Here is a 16,819-nt window from a genome sequence, read left to right on the forward strand (position 1 = left end):
CTCGAAGGTGCCGGTACCCCGCCCTGCCGGTGCCCGCCTCCACGTGCGGAGGCGGGCATCCGATGTGTTTAGTGCATCCAGCCGGTAATCAGGCCGTTAGCGAAGAAGATGAGGAACACTGCGGAAACCACGTACATGAGCCAGTGAACTTCCTTGCCGCGGCCCTGCACCAGGCGGATGAAGACGTAGGACAGGAAACCTGCACCGATACCGTCCGCGATGGAGTAGGACAGAGGCATGAAGATGATGGTCATGAACGCGGGGATACCCAGGCCCCAGTCGGTCCACTCGATGTTCACTGCCTGGCGAATCATCAGGAAGCCGACGAACACCATTGCGGGTGCAACAGCTTCGAAGGGCACGATGGTGACCAGGGGGGTCAGGAAGATCGCGACGAGGAACAGCACGCCGGTGACGATGTTTGCGAAGCCGGTGCGTGCGCCCGCGCCGATACCGGTTGCGGACTCCACGAAGATCTGGCTCGAGGAGGAGGAGGTGCCACCGCCGGCTACGGAGCCGAGGGCGTCCACGAGCAGGACCTTGTCGACGTTCTCGATCTGGCCGTCCTTCATGGTGCCTGCCTCGGTTGCGAGACCGACGGAGGTGCCCATTGCGTCGAAGAAGGCGGAAATCAGGATGGTGAAGATCAGCAGAACGGCTGCCATGCCGCCGAGGGTGCCGAAGGCGCTGAACAGGTCAGCGGAACCGAACAGCGAGAAGTCGGGCAGCTTGCTGGTGCTGGAATCCCAAACGGGGACGTTCAGGGACCAACCGGTGGGGGACTTAACCGAGCTGCCGGAGGGCACGACCTGCTCCAGGATGATGGAGAGGGCGGTGGAGGCAATCACGCCGTAGAGGATTGCACCCTTCACGTTGCGAATGAACAGCGCAATGGTGAGGAACAGGCCGAAGAGGAAGACCAGGGTGGGCCAGCCGAGCAGGTGGCCGCTCACGCCGAAGGAGACGGGCACGGTGGTGCCGGCTGCGTCGGGCATGCGGCGGATGATACCCGCGTTAACGAGGCCGATGAAGGCGATGAAGAAACCGATACCGACGACGATTGCGACCTTGAGCGATTCGGGGACCGCGTTGAACACCGCGGTGCGGAAGCCGGTCAGCACGAGGATGGTCATCAGCACACCCGCCCAGACGACCAGACCCATGATGGCGGGCCAGGTTAGGTTGGGGGTGGAGGCGATGGTGGTTGCCAGCAGCGCGTTCACGCCGAGGCCTGCGGCCATGGCGAAGGGCTGCTTGGCGACGACGCCCATGAGGATGGTCATGACACCTGCGACCAGTGCGGTCATTGCGGCGACCTGCGGCACGCCGAGCGTGTTGCCGGATACGTCCTTGCCGAGGCCGATGATGAGGGGGTTCAGCACGACGATGTAGCTCATCGCGAAGAAGGTGGCGAGGCCGCCTCGGAATTCTGCGCCGAGGGTGGAGCCACGTTCGCTGATCTTGAAGTAACGGTCCAGTGCGCCCTTGGCTTCTGCCTTGGGGTTCTGGGGAGCCGCGGTGTTCTCAGAAGACATTCGTGAAAATCCGTAGATACTCTTAGTAGGGGCGGGCGCCGGGGTTCCGAGCCCGCATAAGAAAAGCGTCACGTCCCGCAAAGTGGGGATGTGACGCTGTTGTTACCACGATATTTTACGGCTAAAGGTATTTTCTTCGCTAGTTCAGCAAACTTTCAGGTAGTTTTCAGCCGTTGGAACCGCTCTCGGAGCCCTTCTCACGGTGCCTGCGAGGTTGTCGAGGGAGGATGCGTCATAGAGGTAGTTATCTCTCGCCCCTGCGCGAACATCAACGAATTATTAGGTTAGTGAACCCTAACTCCCTGTTATATTCGAAGTGAAATAACGTGTCGCCGGCTGCAGGGTTCCGTGTGGTGAGCCTTTTCCGGCATAGATGAGAAGGAGTCCACCGTGACTGAAACCCCGCAGGAAAACACTGCAGTCCCCGCTGAAAACCAGCCTGCCGAGAACTACCCCGCCGCAGAATCCCTGCCGGTACGCCAGCGCGCCGTCGTAGCAACCGACCGCCCCGCCCGATACATCAAGCAGCTCGGCTCCCACATGGGCCGCAAGCTCGGCACCGCAGAACTGCCCGACGGCATCCGTCTCACCTTCAACCGCGACGGCATTTTCCGCGGCTACGGTGACCTGCGCGAAACTGACGGCGCACTCGTCATGGAGGTGCGCGCCGAAAGCGACGAGCAGGCTGCCCACCTGGCGGATGTGCTGGACCGCCACCTGGTCCGCTTCGGTGAGCGCGACGAACTGGCCGTGAGCTTTGAGGCGGTACCCGCCTCCTAGCAACCGACCCCCTAGTCTTCGTTACCCTGCCCCGCCCTCCTGCACCTCGGAGGGCGGGACGGTTTTCTGTGCGGAGCGGCTCGCCCGCAACCCGTCCCGCGGTTCTCCGCCGAGGCCAGATTAGGGGATAGAAAATTATCCTATTTGCTGAGCTTGTCCCCTTTTCCCCGTAAAGGGGCGCTCCTGCCCGGTAAAATAGGCACGAAGTGAACACTAAGCTCACCGCGCCTTCACGCCGTGCCTGGCGTTTGCCGGTGAACTTTGAAAGGAAGATATTCGTGTCTGAAGCAGCACGCCCCCTGCGCGTCGCCGTTATCGGTGCAGGTCCCGCCGGTATTTACACCGCCGACATCCTCACCAAGTCCGAAGAGGTCCGCACCGGCGCCGTTGAGGTCGCCATCGACATCTTCGACCGCTACCCCGCCCCCTTCGGTCTGATTCGTTACGGTGTGGCACCGGATCACCCCCGCATTAAGGGCATCATCACCGCACTGCACAAGGTCCTGGACCGCGGCGACATCCGTTTCTTCGGTAACGTCGAGTACGGTAAGGACCTAACCCTCGCCGACCTGCGCGAGCACTACGACGCCATTATCTTCGCGACCGGCGCCATCCACGACGCAGCGCTGAACATTGAGGGTATCGACCTGGACGGCTCCTACGGTGCAGCCGACTTCGTCTCCTGGTACGACGGCCACCCCGACTACCCCCGCACCTGGCCGCTCGAAGCTGAGCAGGTTGCGGTGCTTGGTAACGGCAACGTCGCCCTGGACGTCTCCCGCATCCTCTCCAAGCACGCTGACGACCTGCTCGTCACCGAAATCCCCGACAACGTCTACGAGGGCCTGAAGGCTTCCCCCGTGACCGACGTGCACGTCTTCGGTCGCCGCGGCCCCGCACAGATGAAGTTCACCCCGCTCGAGCTGCGCGAACTCGCGCACTCCCGCGACGTGGACATCGTCCTGTACGAGGAAGACTTCCAATTCGACGAGGCTTCCGAGGAAGCCATGGAGAAGAACGCGCAGACCAAGGTCATGATGAAGACCCTGCGCGGCTGGCTGGAAGACCAGAAGAACAACGAGCAGACCGCATCCCGCCGCCTGCACCTGCACTTCCTGCAGTCACCGCACGAGATTCTCGGCGAAGACGGCAAGGTCGTGGGTCTGCGCATGGAGCGCAACAAACTGGACGGCAAGGGCGGCATCATCGGCACCGGCGAGTACGTGGATTACCCCGTGCAGGCCGTCTACCGCGCCATCGGCTACTTTGGTTCCGAGCTGCCCGAGGTCAGTTACGACAGCAAGCGCGGTGTGGTCACCAACGTTGAGGGTCGCGTCGTGGACGAGAATGGCGAGGTTGTTCCCGGCCTGTACGCAACCGGCTGGATCAAGCGCGGCCCCGTGGGCCTAATCGGATCCACCAAGTCCGACGCGCTGGAGACCATTACCCACCTGCTCGAGGACCGCGAGAACCTCTACACCGCGCCCGAGCCGGACGCCGAAACCTTCAGCGCCTACCTGGATTCCAAAGGCATCAAGTACACCACCTGGGAAGGCTGGAACCGCCTGGACGATCACGAGAAGGCACTGGGCGCAGCATCCAAGGACGCTGCCGGTGAGCCTCGCGCTCGCGTGAAGGTTGTGGACCGCGACGAGATGATTAACATCTCTCGTGGCGAGTAATCCTCGCGTTTAGAACGTAGAGCGTAGAAATCGACCCCGCACCGTGAGCCGGTGCGGGGTCGATTTTTATCTCTGCAGGGATGCGGGGGAGGTTAAAGAAAACCCACCCCGCATCATGAGGTAATGCGGGGTGGGCGGGGTAGGTGCCGAAGACACTCGAGGACATACCCTCCGGCTACCCTGAACGCGCGGCGAACCCATGCAGTGGCTCCACGTGCGGCGCGCCCTCTAACGGGGTCTAGAAAGCTAAAGAAACACCAAGATTAGCTCTCTAAACAAGCACGCGGTCCTACGGTGTGTAGACCGCGCACACTTATTCAAACCTGGGATGCTACTGGCGGCGCGGCATGATCGACGCGCTCAGCGAGCTAGGGACACAGTTGGAGGATCCAGGGTTGCATGCTTCGTACGGGATGGTGCCCGTGCCCCTCACGCGGTGATTCGTGGCAGGCGTTGCTGCTGACGCTGGATCCCCCATCAGATCTCTATGCGGTTTATCGGTAAATAATGTGCGGCGACTTTCGTCATTGGGACTTATCGGAAGCAGTCCCGTGAGGTCCGGAAGTGATCTCACGTCTCCTATAGTACGGTGCTCAAAGAGAGTGCTTCAAGCAATATTGGGGGCTATTTCGGGGCGGATATTATCTCGCCTTGTCAATCGCTGGAGGTTTATCAAATCTTTATATTTGTGTGTCGTCATAAATCTCAATTTAAGTGCACGGCTATAAAAATATACCTCTGACAAGCCAGTTTATTGTATTCCCTGGAGTGAATATTTGCATTATGGTGCATACTGTGAGGCAAGAGACGTAAATTTCTACCAAAAGTGCATTTTCACTCGGTGCATTGTTGGATGGGTACTTGATATGCGCGACGGGTAAACCGCCATTTTTATTTAATATGCACAAAGTGCATTTTTGGTAAATGTCAAAAAGAATAAAAGTAATCCGGGTTCGCCTCGCAAATAGGGGAATATTGGTGGGGGTCTTTCGGTGGCACCGAGGGCACGGGATTGCGCGGGGGCCGAGACGACCGGGACGGTGGGGATTTTGGGTTTGCGCGAGCTCTCGCCGGTTCCTCTCTCTAGCTTTCCTGGGTTCCTCTTGCTGGCCCCTCCGCGAGTTCACGACGGGGGAGCGCATCTTCTCGGGGTTTCTAGTTCGGGATGTCGGAGAAAGGACAATGCCGACCTCTTTGCGGAGAGTCGTTGGGGATAATTTGAGGGTGGTTTGGGAAGTGGGGAGGGGGGTTTGCAACCTCAAAAGTGCACTCAAGAGGGGTTTTTGAAGAAAATTTTAAATTTTTTTGATATCCGCTTAATCCTTTCTGACCTGTTGGAATGATGGTGTCATGGGGCATAAATACCTGCATTTCGGCCTTGAAAACACCCAAAATCGAACAAAACGATTTGCGCACCTTTTTGAACCTGGCGTAGACTAGTGGAGGTTCGAACGACGGGATGAACAAAGAACCTGTTCGATCGACTAGGCCCCCATCGTCTAGCGGCCTAGGACGCCGCCCTTTCACGGCGGTAGCACGGGTTCAAATCCCGTTGGGGGTACTTGCAAATCACCTCGATTTGCAAAGCCAAGTTAGATGACGTAGGATTTACTCCTGTTGATTCCAACAAGGCCCCGTAGCGCAGTTGGTTAGCGCGCCGCCCTGTCACGGCGGAGGTCGCGGGTTCAAGTCCCGTCGGGGTCGCTCTGGCCGCGTAATTTCAGATGAGAGATCATCGAAAGACGCGGTCATTGCGTATCTAAAACAAAATACGCAAGGCTCTGTAGCTCAGTTGGTAGAGCGTACGACTGAAAATCGTAAGGTCACCGGATCGACGCCGGTCGGAGCCACGAAATCCGCCTCCAGGCTTCTACAGTGGGGCGGGTTTTGTTTTTAAAAAACTTTGCGGTTGCAGATACTGCAAAACCGTCGAAAAGGCGGCATCTTGGGAATAAAACCCTGAGATGCCGCATTCTTCTATACAGTACGGACCCACCGCACTGCTGCGGATAGCTCCTGTAGATAGCTCCGCGCCGGAACCTAACCGGGTAATTCCTGCGCACAGGCACACACATACACGATGGCCAGCAGAAAGGATCACTGCACCTATGACCGCTCAGAATCCCAGCTCACAGCCTCCGGAGAACTCACCCCAAAATCTGAGCTCACCCCAAATTCCGTGGGCAAAAAATGCTGCTGTCGATAGTGCCCAGGCGGGCGGAATCCGCTTCGAGAACATCACCAAGAGCTACCCGAGCCGAACCGGTGAACCCACCACGGTGCTGCAAAACCTAAACCTGCATATTCCCGCCGGTCAGATTACCGTGTTCGTCGGCCCCTCCGGATGCGGTAAAACCACTAGTCTACGCATGATTAACCGCATGGTGGAGCCCAATAGCGGCACCATCACCATTGACGGCGTGAACGTGCACGAGAAGAACCCCTACGAGCTACGCCGCGGCATTGGCTACGTGATGCAGCAGGGCGGGCTCATGCCGCACCGCACCGTCGCGCAGAATATTGCCACCGTACCGCGCCTGCTCGGCGCCTCCCGCAAGGAGGCGCAGGCTCGCGCCCTCGAACTGCTCGACGTGGTCGGTCTGGATTCTTCGTACGCTAAGCGCTACCCTTCCCAGCTTTCGGGCGGTCAGGTGCAGCGCGTTGGTGTGGCGCGTGCTCTCGCCGCCGATGCGCCCGTCCTGCTGATGGACGAGCCATTCTCCGCGGTGGATCCGGTAGTGCGTACCGACCTGCAGAAAGAGCTGCTGCGCCTACAGAGGCAACTCGCCAAGACGATCGTGTTCGTCACCCACGACATTGATGAGGCGCTTCTGCTCGGCGATACAATCGCCGTCTTCGCGGAGGGCGGCCGCCTCGCACAGTTCGGTACTCCAGAAGAGATTCTCTACAGCCCCGCCGATGATTTTGTGCGCTCCTTCGTGAGCCGCTCCGTTGCCGGTCTGCTGGACGCGCAGACGGTGCGCCAGGCGCGCGCACGCCGACTTGCCGCCTCCCGTGAAGCGCAGAATAGTGCGGTAGAAGGCGAGAAAAGCGAATGAGTCTTCTAGAAAATATCGTGCTCGCGGCACCACCTCTCGCCGCAAGCGACATGCACTGGGAATGGGTAGCCACCAATAGTCAGCGCATCCTAGAGCTGACCCTCAGCCACCTCTACCAGGGCGTCGTGCCCGTCGTGATTGGTGCTCTCATCGCGCTGCCGGTCGCCTACTACGCGAGCCGTCGCCGTGACCGCGGTTCCGAACGCCGCATCGGTGCGCGAACCCTCATGCACCTCTCCTCGCTGCTGTACACCATCCCCTCGATCGCACTGTTCGTGCTGATGCCGCTCATTCTGGGAACCTCCATTATTTCCCCGCTGAACGTGCTCGTCGCCCTGAGCGTCTACTCCTTCTCGCTCATGGTGCGCTCCGGTGTGGATGCCTTCGACTCCGTACCCGATAGCGTGCACGAATCTGCACGCGCCCTCGGATACACGCCCCGACAGGCGCTGATGGAGCTCTACCTGCCCCTCGCTACGCCCGTCATTATGGCGGGAATCCGCGTAGCAACCGTCGCCAATATTGCGATGGTGTCCGTGGGCGCCCTCATCGGTGTGCCCTCGCTCGGCACGCTCTTCACCGACGGCCTCGCGCGCAATATCCCTTCGGAGATCCTGGCTGGCGTAATCCTCAGCCTGCTGTTGGCACTGGTCCTCGACCTGCTCCTTATCCTTCTGACGAGGGCACTTACGCCCTGGCAAGCGGCTACGGTTGCGAACCGCCGCAGCCCCGAAAGGAAGGCATAACCCGTGAACGTCATAGAACGAACCCTCGCCTACCTCATGGACGGCGCCAACTGGCAGGGAAGCACCGGAATTCTCGTGCGCCTGCTCGAACACCTGAGCGTCACCGCCCTCGCCACCGCCTGCGCGGCACTCATCGTCGTTCCCCTCGGTCTCTGGGCAGGGCACCACCGCCCGGGTTACGGCACCAACCGCGGCCGTAGCAACCTGCTCATGAGCACCGTTGCCGCCACCCGTGCGCTGCCCGCGCTCGGTCTGCTCACCATCCTGGCACTCTGGCTGGGTGTCTCGACCCTGCCCTCCCTCATCGTGCTCATTATTATTGCGGCGGCACCCCTGCTCGCCGGAGTTCTTGAAGGCCTCGCCGCCGTACCGGAAGACCTCGTGGACGCAGCCCGCGCCCAGGGACTCACCGAATGGCAGATTCTGACCCGCCTCGAAATCCCGCTCGCCGCCAACATGATGCTCGGCGGGCTCCGCTCCGCACTCGTGCAGGTCATCGCAACCGCGACCATTGTCGCCTACCTGAGCGGCGGAACCCTCGGCAGGTACCTCTTCGACGGGCTCGCCGTGCGCGATTACCCGCGCATGCTCGTCGCAACCCTGCTCGTAGCGCTTCTCGCCTTCGCCGTGGACGCGCTCATGGGCCTTGCGCAGCGTGCGCTCACCCCCGCGGGGCTCACCATCAACCGGAAGAAGGCATGAACCCGATGAATCAGACGCCTCAAACCTTCTCGCGCCGTACCGTATCTCGTCGCACTGCTCTCACCGCCGCCGGTGCACTCGGCATGGCGGGTATCCTCAGCGCCTGCGGGCTCAGCGGCGACAAAGTCTTCAGCGGCGAACACGAAGGAATCATCGTCGGCTCAGCCGCCTTCGCCGAATCCCAGATTCTTGCTGAAATCTACGCCGGAGCCCTCGCCCGGGCGGGATTCAACGCCCGCACCCAGCTAAGCATCGGCGCCCGCGAGGCGTACCTGGGGGCACTCGCCTCCGGTGCGGTGGACGTTATCCCGGACTACTCCGGCAACCTGCTGCTCTACCTGAATCCGAAGGCTACAGCTAACACTGCGCAGGAGATTCTGCGGGCGCTACCCGCCGCCCTCGGTACCCTCACCACGGGTGGCTCCGGGACTGAAATCCGCGCCCTCAACGCATCCGAGGCGGAGGATAAGGACTCGCTCGTCGTCACCGCGCAGACCGCCCAGAAATACGGTCTGCGAAGCCTTGAAGACCTCGCCTCCCGCTGCACGAATCTGAAGCTCGGCGCCGCCCCGGAGTTTGCCGAGCGCGCCTACGGCATCCCGGGTCTGAAAGAGAAGTACGGATGCGTTCCCGCCGAGTTTGTGCCCCTCTCGGATGGTGGCGGCGCGCTGACCGTCAAGGCACTGTTGGATGACACCGTGCAGGTGGTTGACCTCTACTCGACCACCCCCGCAATTGAGCAGAACAAGCTGGTGGTGCTGGAAGATCCGAAGAACATGATTCTGGCTCAGCAGGTGCTGCCCATTATCAATACGTCGCGAGTTCCCGACTCCGCGGCGGAGGTTCTGAACCGTGTCTCGGCGAAGCTCACCACCGCCGATTTGCGCACTCTCAACGACCGCGTTTCGGGTACCTCCAAGCAGGAGCCCGCGCAGGCTGCGGCTACCTGGCTGAACGAGCACGGCTTCTAAAAGTCTGCCTGATATTCCACATAAGTTCCTCTATAGGAATGTCTATAAACAAAACCGACCTGGGAATATTCTAGAAATAGAATATTGTCAGGTCGGTTTATATCATCCCGCCCCACAGGCGAGGGGAGAGGCGCGGAACCGCTTTTAGCCCTCAATCAGCAGTGCCAGAGCCTCGTAGGGGCGCAGGCTCAGCGTCACCGTCTCAGCCGAATCAGATACGGCAGAATCCGCCGCAGCGGAATCGACAGCAGAATTCTTGTAATTACACACCAGCACGCGACCGGAACAAACAAACTCAGCCGGAACCTCAACCTTGGTCGGCTCACCGTAGAAGTTCGTCAATACCAGCAGGCGCTGCGCCGGGCTACCCTTCTCAGCTTCAGCGGGAAGCTCACGCAGGTACGCAAACACCCGCTCGTGATCCAACGCGTAGGGCGCGTACGAACCCACAGAGATGACCGGGTACTGCTTACGCAGGGCAATCAGGTTGCGGTAGTAGGGCAGAATCACGCCGTCACGTTCCTCATCCTCCACCGAAATACCGGCACCGGTCGCCGCATCACGCACCGGGGCGGGAGCCAGCCACGGCGACGTGGAACCGAAACCGGCGGTCGCCGGATCCGCGGTCCACTGCATCGGCACACGCGAATTATCGCGAGCCTTCGACGCCACAATCTCCAGGGCCTGCTGCTCGCTCAGGCCGCGCTCACGCAGCATTGCGTAGGCGTTGTGCGCCTCCACATCCACGTACTGCTCGATCGAGGAGTAGACCGGGTCAATCATGCCGATTTCCTCGCCCTGGTACACGTACGGGGTGCCGCGCAGCAGGTGAATCACGGTCGCCAGCATGGTTGCCGACTCGGCACGGTAACGCTCAACGTCACCAAAACGGTTCAGCGCGCGCGGCTGGTCGTGGTTATTCCAGAACAGCGCGTTCCAGCCGCCGCCGGCCTGCATACCCAGTGCCCAATCGTTCAGAATCTGCTTCAACTCGGCAAAACGGAACGGCACCTTCGACCACTTCTCGCCGTTCTCGTAGTCCACCTTCAGGTGGTGGAAGCTGAACACCATATCCAGCTCGTGGTTTGCCGGGTTGGAGTAGCCCACGCAGTTCTCGATGCTGGTCGAGGACATTTCGCCCACGGTCACGGTGTCATCATGCTGACCGAACGAGGCGCGGTTCAGCTGCTGAATACGGGTGTGCACAATCGGGGTGTCGGTGTACTGTGCCTTGTCCACGCTGCCTTCGGGGGCGTCGAGCAGCTCTTCACCCTTACCGATGACGTTAATGACGTCGAAACGGAAACCGCGCACGCCCTTCTCGTACCAGAAGTTCACGACCTTAAACAGCTCGTCGCGCACAACCGGGTTGTACCAGTTCACGTCCGCTTGGGTGCGGTCGTACAGGTGCATGTAGAACAGAGGAGTGCCGTGCTCATCCGTGTACTCGCCGAAACGGGACCAGCAGGGGCCGCCGAACTTCGACTCCCAGTTGGTCGGTTCACGCAGCTGACCGTCCTCGGTGTATTTGCCGGGGCGAATGTAGAAGTAGTCCCAGTATTCGCGCTCGTTGGCGAGCGCACGCTGGAACCATTCGTGCTCGGTCGAGACGTGGTTGAGGACCATGTCGAACATGACGCCCACACCGTGCTCGGCGAGGGCGGCGATCATCTCTTCGACATCCTCCATGGTGCCCAGGTCGGGGTTAATGGCGTAGTAGTCGGAGATGTCGTAGCCGTTGTCGTTCTGCGGGGAGGCGAAGAACGGGTTGAACCACACCATGTCCACGCCCAGGGAGGCAATGTAGGGCACCTTCTCGATGACGCCGCGCAGGTCGCCGTAGGCGCCACCGGCGGAGGAGTAGAATGACTTGGGGTACACCTGGTAGATGACGGAGGACGCGAAGTCCTTGCCGCCTGCCGGGGTGAGTGATGCGGTGGGTGCCTGTGTCATGGAAACCTTCTGAAATATATGCAGGGTTCAGCGTGTATAAAAGCGTGTATAAATCAGCGTGTTGGCAACGAACCGCGTCGGTGCTACATATGCGCAGCGAGGTTCGTCCGCGGCAGACACAGACGCCTGCCGCCTCCCGGTGCGTTCGCCGCTTGAATATCGCCGCCCGCAACCTGGGGTCATTCCAGATTAGGGGGCATAATGGGGTGATGCCCCCCATCTACCCCAAAGGGGGCAATTCTGCCGCAGATCCGGCACAACTCCGTGGCCTCAGCCCTCCCACCGATAGACGGTTGCAGGCTCGTGCGCGTTTCGATGCATGAAACCAAAGTGACCCTGAGCTGAAGAGCGTTGGACGCCGCGCGTAAAATCAGTACTTGCATCACTACGGAAGGTAAAACAATGCCAGAACTGCGTTCACGTACTTCAACTCACGGCCGTAACATGGCTGGTGCCCGCGCCCTGTGGCGTGCCACCGGCATGGGCGATGACGATTTCGGTAAGCCCATTATTGCTATCGCGAACTCTTTCACCCAGTTCGTGCCCGGTCACGTGCACCTGAAGAACATGGGTGAACTGGTCGCCGGCGCTATCCGTGAGGCTGGCGGCGTCGCCAAGGAATTCAACACCATCGCCGTTGATGACGGTATCGCGATGGGCCACGACGGGATGCTCTACTCGCTGCCTTCCCGCGACCTGATTGCTGACTCGGTCGAGTACATGGTGAACGCGCACCGTGCCGACGCGCTGGTCTGCATCTCTAACTGTGACAAGATCACCCCCGGTATGCTTCTGGCGGCAATGCGCCTGAACATCCCCACTATCTTTGTGTCCGGCGGCCCGATGGAGTCCGGCGAGGGTATTGAGGGCGTTGTTGAGCACCGCCTCGACCTCATTGATGCCATGGTGATGGCTGTTGATGACAGCGTCAGTGACGCTGCGCTCGCTCAGGTTGAGAAGAATGCATGCCCGACCTGCGGTTCGTGTGCGGGTATGTTCACCGCGAACTCCATGAACTGCCTGAATGAGGCGATTGGTCTGGCGCTGCCCGGTAACGGCACCACCCTGGCTACTCAGGTTGCTCGTAAGGAGCTGTTCCTGGACGCTGGCCGCCGCATCGTTGAGCTGGCTAAGCGCTACTACGAGCAGGATGACGAGTCGGTTCTGCCCCGCTCCATTGCGACCAAGGAGGCGTTCGAGAACGCTATGGCGCTGGATGTGGCGATGGGCGGTTCGACCAACACCGTGCTGCACACCCTGGCGATTGCTCACGAGGCGGGCGCTGACTTCACCCTGAAGGATATTGACCGTATTTCGCGTCAGGTTCCCTGCCTGGCGAAGGTCGCCCCGAACTCCACCAAGTACCACATTGAGCACGTGCACCGTGCCGGCGGTATTCCCGCCCTGCTGGGTGAGCTGAACCGTGCCGGCCTGCTGCACAAGAACGTTCATTCTGTTCACGCTGATTCGCTGGACGAGTGGCTGGACGAGTGGGATATCCGCAGCGGCAAGGCGAGCGAGAAGGCGAAGGATCTGTTCCTCGCAGCTCCCGGCGGCGTGCGCACCACCCACGCGTTCTCCACCGCGAACAAGTACGAGTCCCACGAGACTGACGCTGAGAACGGCTGCATCCGCGCCGTGGAGCACGCGTACACCAAGGACGGCGGCCTGGCGGTCCTGTACGGCAACATCGCCCAGGACGGCGCAATCATCAAGTCCGCTGGTATTGATGAGGAGCTGTTCCACTTCAAGGGTCGCGCCTTCGTGGTCGAGTCTCAGGACGAGGCTGTGTACGAGATCCTGTCGAAGAACGTGAAGGAAGGCGACGTTGTCGTCATCCAGTACGAGGGCCCGAAGGGTGGCCCCGGTATGCAGGAAATGCTGTACCCGACCTCCTACCTGAAGGGTCTGGGCCTGGGCAAGAAGTGTGCACTGATTACTGACGGTCGTTTCTCGGGTGGTACCTCGGGTATTTCGATTGGTCACGTCTCCCCGGAGGCGGCTGCTGGCGGCGCTATCGGCCTGGTGCAGACCGGCGACGAGATTGAGATTGACGTGAACAACCGCATCCTGCGTGTAAACGTTTCGGATGAGGAGCTGGCTGCTCGCCGCGAGGCGAAGGGTGCCGCACCGTGGCGTCCGACCAAGCCGCGTGAGCGTCACGTATCGAACGCCCTGAAGGTGTACGGCATGTTGGCTGCTTCGGCTGATAAGGGTGGCGTGCGTATCCTGCCTGAGGATGCATAAACCCCTCACGTATCGTGTGAGAATTTAATATTCTTGCCCCTAAGGGTCGGTGCTCTGTTCTGCAGTTTTTCTGCGGGGCGGGGTTCCGACCTTTTTAACGTTTTTGAGAGTCCGGTGCGGCGTATTGCCTTGTCAAGGCTGTTGCAGTAGGGTGTAGGAGGGTACTTAGGTACCCGATTCACCGACTCAGCACAACCACTCAAACACAACGCAATTCGCAACCCTCACGAGGACGTATTCATGATTACCCTGCCCGCACGCGCACAGCGTGCCTTTACTTGCCGTGCCCTGGCGGCTCTTGCCTGCATCGGTGCGCTCGCTTTGAGTTCTTGCTCTGCCCAGCCGCAGGCTAATGATTCTGAAACCGCCCCGATGAAGGTGGCGACTTCTTCCGCGCCCGTGGACGCTAAGACCCTGTTCACCGCGGCGGATGGCTCCTGGAAACCGAATACCGTGCAGATTGCTGCCGGCTTGGATTCCCCTGCAACCTACGATTCGGTGGCGACCCCCACGAATGAGCCGAGCACCAACGCCGAGTACGAGGCGGCATACGCCACGGCGAGCGGCTCCGTGAGCACTATCGATCCTGGTACTCGCTGTGGCGTGACGAGCCTGCTGGGTGGTTCCGCCGGTATTTACGTGTATGACGGTTCGGATTGCGCGAAGGCTCAGGAAGCGGTGCGCCTCTTCAACAGCCGCAAGAACCAGGACGGCGCGGCGAGTGTTGAGTGGTACCAGTGCGCTACGAAGGTGCAGGGCCGCGACTACATTACGGGTGCCTGCTTCACGCAGGGTGGTAGCGTTGAGAAGCCGCGCCTGGCGCTGATTCCGGCACAGACTCGCATGCTGTCGGGTACGCTGACTTTTGCTGAAGCGTACGGTGGCGGCACTTTCGGTCAGGGTGATTCTGCGAAGACTGTTGAGGCGCTGCGTTTCACCAGCCCGGACTCTAAGGTCGCGTGCTCGGTGACCCCGTCGGGTGTGGACTGCCAGGCGATGGTGGGCGTGACCCTGGAGGGCTGGGATGCCGCATCCGGTAAGGCGCAGCAGCGCGTGCACATGGTGCAGGGCCAGGCGCCCGAGGTGAGCCTGGTCGGTCAGACCGCCACCCCGGAGCCGGTGAATACTGAGGGCATTGTTGCCCTGTCTACCGGTCAGGTGGTGACTGCGTACGGTTACACCTGCAAGTCGGTGAATACCGGTAAGGTGCACTGCGTGAGCGAGGGCAACGGTTTCACCCTCGACTCGGTTGAGGTCGGCCTGGAGCGTCACTAGCGGGTGCGCTCGCCTTCGGGACTTAACACACGGTGCCCGGCACCCCTCAGCGGAAGGGGTGCCGGGCACCGTATGTTTAGATGCTGCTTAGCGGAAGTTGACGATACGCACGTCCAGCTCGGAGGCGAGCAGCGGCTCCCATGCGGCGACAGCCTTCTGGAAATGCTCGGTGGCCATGTGCACATCCAGCAGAGCCTGGGACTCCCAACGCTCGATGAAGGCGAACTCGGTTTCGGAGACGGCGCCGAAGTCGTAGCTGACGTTGCCCTCGTCCTTGCGGCTGGCGGTCACGAGCGGCTCAATGGTCTTGAGGAACTCCTCGACGTGCTCGGGCTTGATGGACAGTCCTGCGTAGACACCAATCATGGTTTCTCCTTTGGGTGGGGCGGCTGGTGCCGCATCGTTGATGACTCTCTTACGGTACACCTTTGGGGCGGCGGCGTGGTTCAGGCACGACGGATGTCCACCCCGGCGGGAGGGGGTAGCCGCCGGCCCTTCGCTGACTGGAAAAAATCTCACAAATGTTTGCGACTCCTCCAGCTTCGACCTATAAAAGAAAGGTAAGTCAATCCGCACGCATGAAAGGAGAAGCGGAATGGTAGTCACGGGAGGTGACCGCGTTGGTATTTTCACCGGCTCATATCAAACGATGCGCCCTGACCTGGGAAGCGCCCGACTATAGTGCTTCCTACCCGGCCGGATACACCGATCAGGGAGTTGCCGTCATTGCGGTAGCTCAGGAACACCGCCAGGCGCAGGGTTTTTGCTACTCGGCGCTGTCGACAGTGGTTTTTATTTCGAAGCAGGACGGCACCCGCGCCGTCATTAATGAGGAGCCCCTGCTCTTTCAGCACACTCATTCGCTCATGGAGTCCTGCGATGAGGTGCATCCCCGTCTGCTGGGCCGAGCCGTGTTGGCCGCCTGGGATCACATCCCGGAGCAGTACCGTTGCAACCTGGTGACGATTGCGGCCGATCGTAAGCATCTGAAGCACCTGTTCCGGGATTGCGACCACCTGAAGACGATTATGGAGTACCGCGCTTTCGAGAAGGTGCTGGACCCCTACGATAATCACTCCCTGGGTGAGGTGCACGTGAAGCTGGCCGGCACCCCCGCCTACGAGCGGATGCAGGCCGAGGTCACCCGTACGCGCGAGACCGTGGATGCCATGGTGCACGACGCTCTTGCCCCCCGCCCGCTTGAACAGCTGGAGGATTACAGCGTCTTTACGGACTGCTCGTTTCGTTCCACGCACAACAAGAAGTACCAGCGCGGTGGCCGCATGGGCATCGCCGGAGTGAGCGAGGACGGCTTTTACTTTCACTCTCACTATGACGGCGTGAATATCATGACCGGAGAGCTGTCGGCTGTGCTGGCCGCATATACCGTGTTTCACAGCGGTTCGCGCCGCCTGATTATCAATACCGATTCCTTGGGCGCCATCACCTTCGTGTTGCGCCTGGCGCACAGCCGCTGGACCTTCGAGACCTGGGCCTCCGAGGGTGTGCAGGATGAACGCGTGGTCGCCCAGATGCGCTCCCTCACCGAGGCAATCCGCGAGAAGCGCGTGCTGGTTAAGCACGTTCCGGGCCATACCGGTCACGGCCTGCAGGAGAGCAGCGACTCCGTGTCGAAGATGCACCGGCACTTTCCCGGACAAATTGTTGATAAACGGCATCAAAGCGAATTTAACCAGCGCTGTGAGTCGATTATTACCGCTCTGGCGGGGTGCGCGAAGGCGGTTCGCCTGATGGCTCCTGACTGGGTGCAGATTAAACCCTCTTCAATTCACGCGGGAAACCGTTTGTGGCGTTAGAATAGAATTGGGTAGAAATGAACGCGCGATGCGTCCACCGCATAGAATCTAT

Annotated in this window: 12 protein-coding genes and 3 tRNA genes; 12 read left to right on the plus strand and 3 right to left on the minus strand. The window is 60.4% G+C overall.

Annotated features, from left to right (window positions below):
• Positions 1–68 precede the first annotated feature (68 nt).
• Positions 69–1,535, minus strand: coding sequence for an NCS2 family permease (locus HMPREF2944_RS01090; RefSeq protein ID WP_070679637.1), 1,467 nt, complete (start codon positions 1,533–1,535; stop codon positions 69–71).
• A gap of 390 nt (positions 1,536–1,925) precedes the next feature.
• Here HMPREF2944_RS01090 and HMPREF2944_RS01095 point away from each other — a divergent pair, with 390 nt between their 5' ends.
• From HMPREF2944_RS01095 to HMPREF2944_RS01135, 9 genes are all read left to right on the plus strand, one after another.
• Entirely contained in the window at positions 1,926–2,315 is a 390-nt protein-coding gene (locus tag HMPREF2944_RS01095; protein WP_070679640.1) for a DUF2218 domain-containing protein, read from the plus strand.
• 278 nt (positions 2,316–2,593) lie between these two features.
• The gene (locus HMPREF2944_RS01100) at positions 2,594–3,997 is read left to right on the plus strand and encodes an FAD-dependent oxidoreductase (protein ID WP_070679643.1); all 1,404 of its coding nucleotides are present in this window, start codon (positions 2,594–2,596) and stop codon (positions 3,995–3,997) included.
• A 1,488-nt stretch (positions 3,998–5,485) separates the two neighbouring features.
• Positions 5,486–5,558, plus strand: a tRNA-Glu gene (locus HMPREF2944_RS01105).
• A gap of 69 nt (positions 5,559–5,627) precedes the next feature.
• A tRNA-Asp gene (locus tag HMPREF2944_RS01110) sits at positions 5,628–5,701 on the plus strand.
• A gap of 73 nt (positions 5,702–5,774) precedes the next feature.
• A tRNA-Phe gene (locus tag HMPREF2944_RS01115) sits at positions 5,775–5,847 on the plus strand.
• A 258-nt stretch (positions 5,848–6,105) separates the two neighbouring features.
• A complete protein-coding gene (locus HMPREF2944_RS01120) occupies positions 6,106–7,056 on the plus strand; it encodes an ABC transporter ATP-binding protein (protein ID WP_070679645.1) in 951 nt (316 codons plus the stop codon).
• Entirely contained in the window at positions 7,053–7,802 is a 750-nt protein-coding gene (locus HMPREF2944_RS01125; protein WP_070679648.1) for an ABC transporter permease, read from the plus strand. Before HMPREF2944_RS01120 ends, HMPREF2944_RS01125 begins: the two co-directional genes overlap by 4 nt.
• Before the next feature lie 3 nt (positions 7,803–7,805).
• Positions 7,806–8,504, plus strand: coding sequence for an ABC transporter permease (locus HMPREF2944_RS01130; protein WP_070679651.1), 699 nt, complete (start codon positions 7,806–7,808; stop codon positions 8,502–8,504).
• A 5-nt stretch (positions 8,505–8,509) separates the two neighbouring features.
• Positions 8,510–9,475 carry an ABC transporter substrate-binding protein gene (locus HMPREF2944_RS01135; RefSeq protein ID WP_070679781.1) on the plus strand — a complete coding sequence of 322 codons (966 nt, stop codon included), beginning with the start codon at positions 8,510–8,512 and terminating at the stop codon, positions 9,473–9,475.
• Positions 9,476–9,619: 144 nt separating this feature from the next.
• On the opposite strand, the gene HMPREF2944_RS01140 is transcribed toward HMPREF2944_RS01135, so the two are convergent.
• Complete coding sequence (locus tag HMPREF2944_RS01140) at positions 9,620–11,428, minus strand: alpha,alpha-phosphotrehalase (protein WP_070679654.1); 1,809 nt, start codon at positions 11,426–11,428, stop codon at positions 9,620–9,622.
• Positions 11,429–11,830: 402 nt separating this feature from the next.
• On the opposite strand from HMPREF2944_RS01140, the gene ilvD reads away from it, so the two are divergent.
• The gene (gene ilvD, locus HMPREF2944_RS01145) at positions 11,831–13,675 is read left to right on the plus strand and encodes a dihydroxy-acid dehydratase (RefSeq protein ID WP_070679657.1); all 1,845 of its coding nucleotides are present in this window, start codon (positions 11,831–11,833) and stop codon (positions 13,673–13,675) included.
• 240 nt (positions 13,676–13,915) lie between these two features.
• Complete coding sequence (locus HMPREF2944_RS01150) at positions 13,916–14,950, plus strand: 2-oxoglutarate dehydrogenase (protein ID WP_070679660.1); 1,035 nt, start codon at positions 13,916–13,918, stop codon at positions 14,948–14,950.
• An 87-nt stretch (positions 14,951–15,037) separates the two neighbouring features.
• Here the strand turns inward: HMPREF2944_RS01150 and HMPREF2944_RS01155 are convergent, their stop codons facing one another.
• Positions 15,038–15,316 carry a putative quinol monooxygenase gene (locus HMPREF2944_RS01155; RefSeq protein WP_070679663.1) on the minus strand — a complete coding sequence of 93 codons (279 nt, stop codon included), beginning with the start codon at positions 15,314–15,316 and terminating at the stop codon, positions 15,038–15,040.
• A gap of 245 nt (positions 15,317–15,561) precedes the next feature.
• Between HMPREF2944_RS01155 and HMPREF2944_RS01160 the strand changes: the two genes are divergently transcribed.
• Positions 15,562–16,767: an RNase H family protein gene (locus HMPREF2944_RS01160; RefSeq protein WP_246826225.1), complete on the plus strand. Its 1,206-nt coding sequence runs from the start codon at positions 15,562–15,564 to the stop codon at positions 16,765–16,767.
• The last annotated feature ends 52 nt before the right edge of the window (positions 16,768–16,819 follow it).

It is taken from the genome of Rothia sp. HMSC072E10, assembly GCF_001813965.1.
GTDB lineage: Bacteria > Actinomycetota > Actinomycetes > Actinomycetales > Micrococcaceae > Rothia > Rothia mucilaginosa_A.